At 41.1% G+C, this 4,705-nt stretch carries 8 protein-coding genes; 6 read left to right on the top strand and 2 right to left on the bottom strand.

Annotation, left to right across the window (positions count from 1 at the left end):
• Together BHC43_RS08940 and BHC43_RS08935 are read left to right on the top strand one after the other, a co-directional pair.
• On the top strand, window positions 1-1,315 hold a 1,315-nt coding region (locus BHC43_RS08940; RefSeq protein WP_180297468.1), incomplete at its 5' end, for a VENN motif pre-toxin domain-containing protein.
• Entirely contained in the window at window positions 1,312-1,578 is a 267-nt protein-coding gene (locus BHC43_RS08935) for a hypothetical protein (protein ID WP_218966488.1), read from the top strand. The genes BHC43_RS08940 and BHC43_RS08935, both read left to right, overlap by 4 nt.
• Here BHC43_RS08935 and BHC43_RS11025 read toward each other — a convergent pair.
• Window positions 1,573-1,845, bottom strand: coding sequence for a SymE family type I addiction module toxin (locus tag BHC43_RS11025; protein WP_100157172.1), 273 nt, complete (start codon window positions 1,843-1,845; stop codon window positions 1,573-1,575). The two genes, BHC43_RS08935 and BHC43_RS11025, sit on opposite strands and share 6 nt — an antisense overlap.
• Before the next feature lie 109 nt (window positions 1,846-1,954).
• Here BHC43_RS11025 and BHC43_RS08925 point away from each other — a divergent pair, with 109 nt between their 5' ends.
• The 3 genes from BHC43_RS08925 to BHC43_RS08915 all read left to right on the top strand — a co-directional run bounded on the left by BHC43_RS08925 (window position 1,955) and on the right by BHC43_RS08915 (window position 3,724).
• The gene (locus tag BHC43_RS08925; protein ID WP_100157171.1) at window positions 1,955-2,221 is read left to right on the top strand and encodes a VENN motif pre-toxin domain-containing protein; all 267 of its coding nucleotides are present in this window, start codon (window positions 1,955-1,957) and stop codon (window positions 2,219-2,221) included.
• Between the two features lie 113 nt (window positions 2,222-2,334).
• Window positions 2,335-3,270: an HNH/ENDO VII family nuclease gene (locus tag BHC43_RS08920; protein WP_218966486.1), complete on the top strand. Its 936-nt coding sequence runs from the start codon at window positions 2,335-2,337 to the stop codon at window positions 3,268-3,270.
• On the top strand, window positions 3,260-3,724 hold the full coding sequence (locus tag BHC43_RS08915) for an SMI1/KNR4 family protein (RefSeq protein ID WP_100157170.1): 465 nt from the start codon (window positions 3,260-3,262) through the stop codon (window positions 3,722-3,724). Before BHC43_RS08920 ends, BHC43_RS08915 begins: the two co-directional genes overlap by 11 nt.
• 11 nt (window positions 3,725-3,735) lie before the next feature.
• Here the strand turns inward: BHC43_RS08915 and BHC43_RS11020 are convergent, their stop codons facing one another.
• Window positions 3,736-3,831, bottom strand: a complete 96-nt coding sequence (locus BHC43_RS11020; protein ID WP_100157169.1) for a SymE family type I addiction module toxin — start codon at window positions 3,829-3,831, stop codon at window positions 3,736-3,738.
• Window positions 3,832-3,963: 132 nt separating this feature from the next.
• Here BHC43_RS11020 and BHC43_RS08905 point away from each other — a divergent pair.
• On the top strand, window positions 3,964-4,705 hold a 742-nt coding region (locus BHC43_RS08905), incomplete at its 3' end, for a hypothetical protein (RefSeq protein WP_218966485.1).

Here is a 4,705-nt window from a genome sequence, read left to right as displayed (position 1 = left end):
GCCAAAAGAGCAGTATCCAGAAGCAATAGATCCCGCCACAGGAGAAATAGACCCGAACAGATTGCCGGAAAACGTAAAAGGAAGCATAAGAGACCTATCGTCAGCGATAGGGACAGTAGCAGGGGGACTAAGCGGAGGAACACTGAGTAATGCGCAGATAGCAGGAGAGCTTGGGCAAAATGCAGTAGAGAATAATGCCTTAATTAACAGCAAAGGAGAAAGCAAGCTTAATGCACAGGAAAGAAAAATAAATGAAAAGCTGAAAAAAGCGGGGGTACAAAGTGCGGATGATTACCAAAGAAAATACGATGCATGTCAAACCAAAGAATGTCAACAACAGGTTATAGAGAATTACAAAAAAGCCTCAGAAGAGGCCTCACAAATCATACTAAGTCTGTATCTGAAAGGACAGCTGACAGAAGAAGAGTCCAAGATATTACTAACCAGCTATGCCAGCAAGATGATGCAAGGAGCAGGAGAGAGTCAGGATGGATGGGGAACCCCGATATTTAATATGGATGCCCAGAAATGGACACCGTCAGGAAAAATAGCCAATGCTGCGTTCCAGAAAATAACGCTCACAAATCTAGTAAGAGATATGAAGCAATCAGGAGCAACAGAGCAGCAAATAGGGATGCGGGTACTGCAATTCCAGATAGCAGGGCAAGCCCTAAGTTCATATTCACTATCAGATCAGGTAGATGCATTGTACGGGACAGGGATGAGTCTGGGAACAATGCTAAACGTTATGAGCATAAAACGCGGAAAAGCGTTTTCAATGGATGAAATAAAGGCCATAACCAACCGATATAATAGTCATAGTGGAAGTCTAGTAACAGCAAACGGAGTAGTAATTAAAGATAAACCACAATCTTCTACGGTGAGCGAATCACGTGGTGCGAATCAGAGTGGAGGGAAAGGGAATACAGAACCAAAGACAAGTAAGGATGGCGACAAAGGAGCTAGTAAAGCTGGAAAGGGGACGACTGGGAATTCTTTAGAATGGAATTCTTGGCAAAACTACAAAAAAAAGACTATTGACGGTAAACAATATGCCCAGATTGGCGATAGATTATATTCACAACATGCAGTTGATAGGATGCAACCTTCAGGATTAGGATCTCCAGCCGGTACAGTTGGCGCTGGTCGTAATATTTCTCCTGGCATCGTAGAGCACACTATACAGAATGGAACAAAAACGAGTTCTACAGTTAATGGTGTAGAGAGGATTGTGCATTGGAGCGGTGATGTAGGTGTTGTTACCGAAAGTAACGGTAAAATTATTGTGACCATTTTAAGACGGAGTGAAAAGTGATGAATTGGATATATCCTGATGTTGTTAATAAATTGAAAAAAAAATGTGATTCTTTTTTGAACAAAGAAATCGGTGTAGAAGAAATACAATCTAGCATTTATGAGGCTGAACACCAAATTTTAGCATTAGAAGAGAAATGGTTAAGAGAATTACTTTTTGATGCAGAAAATCAAATTGAATTAAACCGTTATACGATAGATAGCGATAAGTTAGAACTATCTGTTGAACCCATTATTAAGAATATAATGACAAAAATATCATAACGATAATGATCCCCACCTAATCAGTGGGGGGATCTCACTTGTTGTTTGAAACAGGAACACAAATTCAATAATTAGCTTATTGTGCTCAACTTTAATGACCACAGGGCGTCTGGTATAAAAGCCTATTTGTTCCAGCCACCTGCCTTTAATAGTTAGTTGTGGTCTGGGTTTGGGTTTTATGCCTTGTGGCACATAACCGACAGTATAAAACCGCTTATTGGGTTGTGGTGCGGTGTTTTGCCTGTTGTTGAATTTAGCTAAAAATATACTTTAGTCATAGTTAACTCCTTTGAAGTTAGTTGTGTTAGCGGGTAGCAGTGTTGGTACCCGCTAATCTGCGTCAATAGCAGGCGCGGCAGGCGCGACTAGTGCAGAATTGGCAGCCCAGTACTTAATAAACCATCTGCCAAAAGAGCAGTATCCAGAAGCAATAGACCCCACCACAGGAGAACTAGACCCGAACAGATTGCCGGAAAACGTAAAAGGAAGCATAAGAGACCTATCGTCAGCGATAGGGACAGTAGCAGGGGGACTAAGCGGAGGGTCACTGAGTAATGCGCAAATAGCGGGGTACAAAGTGCGGATGATTACCAAAGAAAATACGATGCATGTCAAACCAAAGAATGTCAACAACAGGTTATAGAGAATTACAAAAAAGCCTCAGAAGAGGCCTCACAAATCATACTAAGTCTGTATCTGAAAGGACAGCTGACAGAAGAAGAGTCCAAGATATTACTAACCAGCTATGCCAGCAAGATGATGCAAGGAGCAGGAGAGAGTCAGGATGGATGGGGAACCCCGATATTTAATATGGATGCCCAGAAATGGACACCGTCAGGAAAAATAGCCAATGCTGCGTTCCAGAAAATAACGCTCACAAATCTAGTAAGAGATATGAAGCAATCAGGAGCAACAGAGCAGCAAATAGGGATGCGGGTACTGCAATTCCAGATAGCAGGGCAAGCCCTAAGTTCATATTCACTATCAGATCAGGTAGATGCATTGTACGGGACAGGGATGAGTCTGGGAACAATGCTAAACGTTATGAGCATAAAACGCGGAAAAGCGTTTTCAATGGATGAAATAAAGGCCATAACCAACCGATATAATAGTCATAGTAGAAGTCTAGTAACAGCAAACGGAGTAGTAATTAAAGATAAACCACAATCTTCTACGGTAAGTGAATCACGTGGTGGGAAGCAGAGTGGAGGGAAAGGGAATACAGAACCAAAGGCAAGTAAAGATGGCGACAAAGTGGCTAGTAAAGCTGGAAAGGGAACGAGTGGTGTAACACAGGCTGATGCAGCAAAATATTTTGGGCAAGAGCGAAAATATTGGAGCAAAGATCCTATAGAATATAATGGTAATAAAGTTTATCAACGTAATGATTTATTTGATCCGAATTTTGTAAGTTCATGGAAGGTAAACGGTAAAACAGTGACAGGAACAAATTTAGAACGTATGGCAAATGGATTAGCTCCTATAGGAAGTGATGGTAGATCAGTCAATTTGCATCATATGACTCAAAGGCAAAATGGTCCAATTGCAGAAGTAACTCAAAAATTTCACAAGGAAAATCACTCAACTATTCATGTTAATACAAATACAATACCGTCTGGTATAAATAGAAACAAATTTGAATCTTGGAAAAAACAGTATTGGAAAAATAGGGCTGCAAACTATGAAAATTAAAATTACTCCTAATGATGTTAAAAAATTAATTGATCTTAATTTAGATATTATTAACTTTGGTTCTCCCGATAATGCACCGAGTGATGAATGGATAAGCAAAGCAGAAATGTATATGAACATTACTTTTAGCGATTCATACAAATGGTTTCTTGCTGAATATGGTGGTGGTGATATAAATGGAGAAGAAATCTTTAGTATATATGAAATAGATTTCGAAAATGCCGTAGGAGGTGATATAGTTTACAACTATATAATTGATATTAGAGATAATCTTCATGAAAAGAATGAAATAGTAGTAAGTAGGACAGATTTTGGAGAAGAATTTTATTTTAATTATAATAAAAGTCATAAAAATGAATGTCCAATTTATTTACGTTTAGGCAAAGAAAATGGAGTGTTTTATGCTGCCGATTTTTATGAGTTTTTATATAAAAGAATTAAAGATTATTTATAAGTTATAGTTTTTTAGACTCGTAAATCAATCTCTATCACTAACTTGCCCTGTTCAATCTGAATGATAACAGGGCATCCCACATAAAAGCCTACCTGCTCCAGCCACACTGATAGTAGTCACAGGCCACTGCCAACAGTATCAATGCAGACATTGGCGGCAAACTGAGCATAATCAGTCCGCAGGACAAAATAGACCAAGTCATCAAAAACAGCGGAGCCAGCCTGCATGTACAGGGCGGATTGGGTAGCGTATGGGAAGCCTCAGGTAATTTTAGCAGCAGCAATGCTTCTGGTCACCTTAATGGCGTCAACCAGCAATCTGGATTATTTGCCGGTAAAGATGGTTACCACATCAAAGCCGATAGCGTAGATTTGCAGGGAGGAGCCATCGGATCCACTGCAGACAAAGAACATAACCAGCTTACCACCAACAGTCTTACCTTCAAGGACATCGAAAACCACTCCGACTTCCATGCCAGCAATGCATCGATAGGAGGAGGTTTTTCCGGAGACGGCCCGGGGCCAGTAGGCAATCCGAGTTACACCCCCGGCCTGCCACAATACGAAAGCGGCAGCGACCATACCACCACACATGCCACCCTAAGCCCGGGGCAGATAATTATAAACGGCAAAGAAACCAGCGTAGAAGAACTGGGCATCCACAGCGACATCAGCACAGCACACAGCAAAGTAAATGAACTGCCGGATTTACAGCAGATTATGGACAAACAGCAGGCCGTAGCTGATGCCACCGCCACCATCATGCAAAGCGTACGTACACTAAGCACAGATATGGCAAACAAAGCGGACAAAGAAAAGCAGCAGGCGAAAAAAGCGGCAGAAGAGCAACTGCAAACAGAAGGCGGAGAGATACTAAACAAATACAATAGCCTGAACGAAGCCGAAAAAGCCGAATTCCTGAAACAATATTCCAGCAGTTACAAACAAGCAGACGAACAGGCACAGGCATGGGGCATAGGCG

The sequence above is a fragment of the Snodgrassella alvi genome (assembly GCF_002777855.1).
GTDB classification, from domain to species: domain Bacteria; phylum Pseudomonadota; class Gammaproteobacteria; order Burkholderiales; family Neisseriaceae; genus Snodgrassella; species Snodgrassella alvi_E.
The sequence above is the reverse complement of the archived record's forward strand: the minus strand, read 5'-3'. Positions and strand labels throughout refer to the sequence as shown.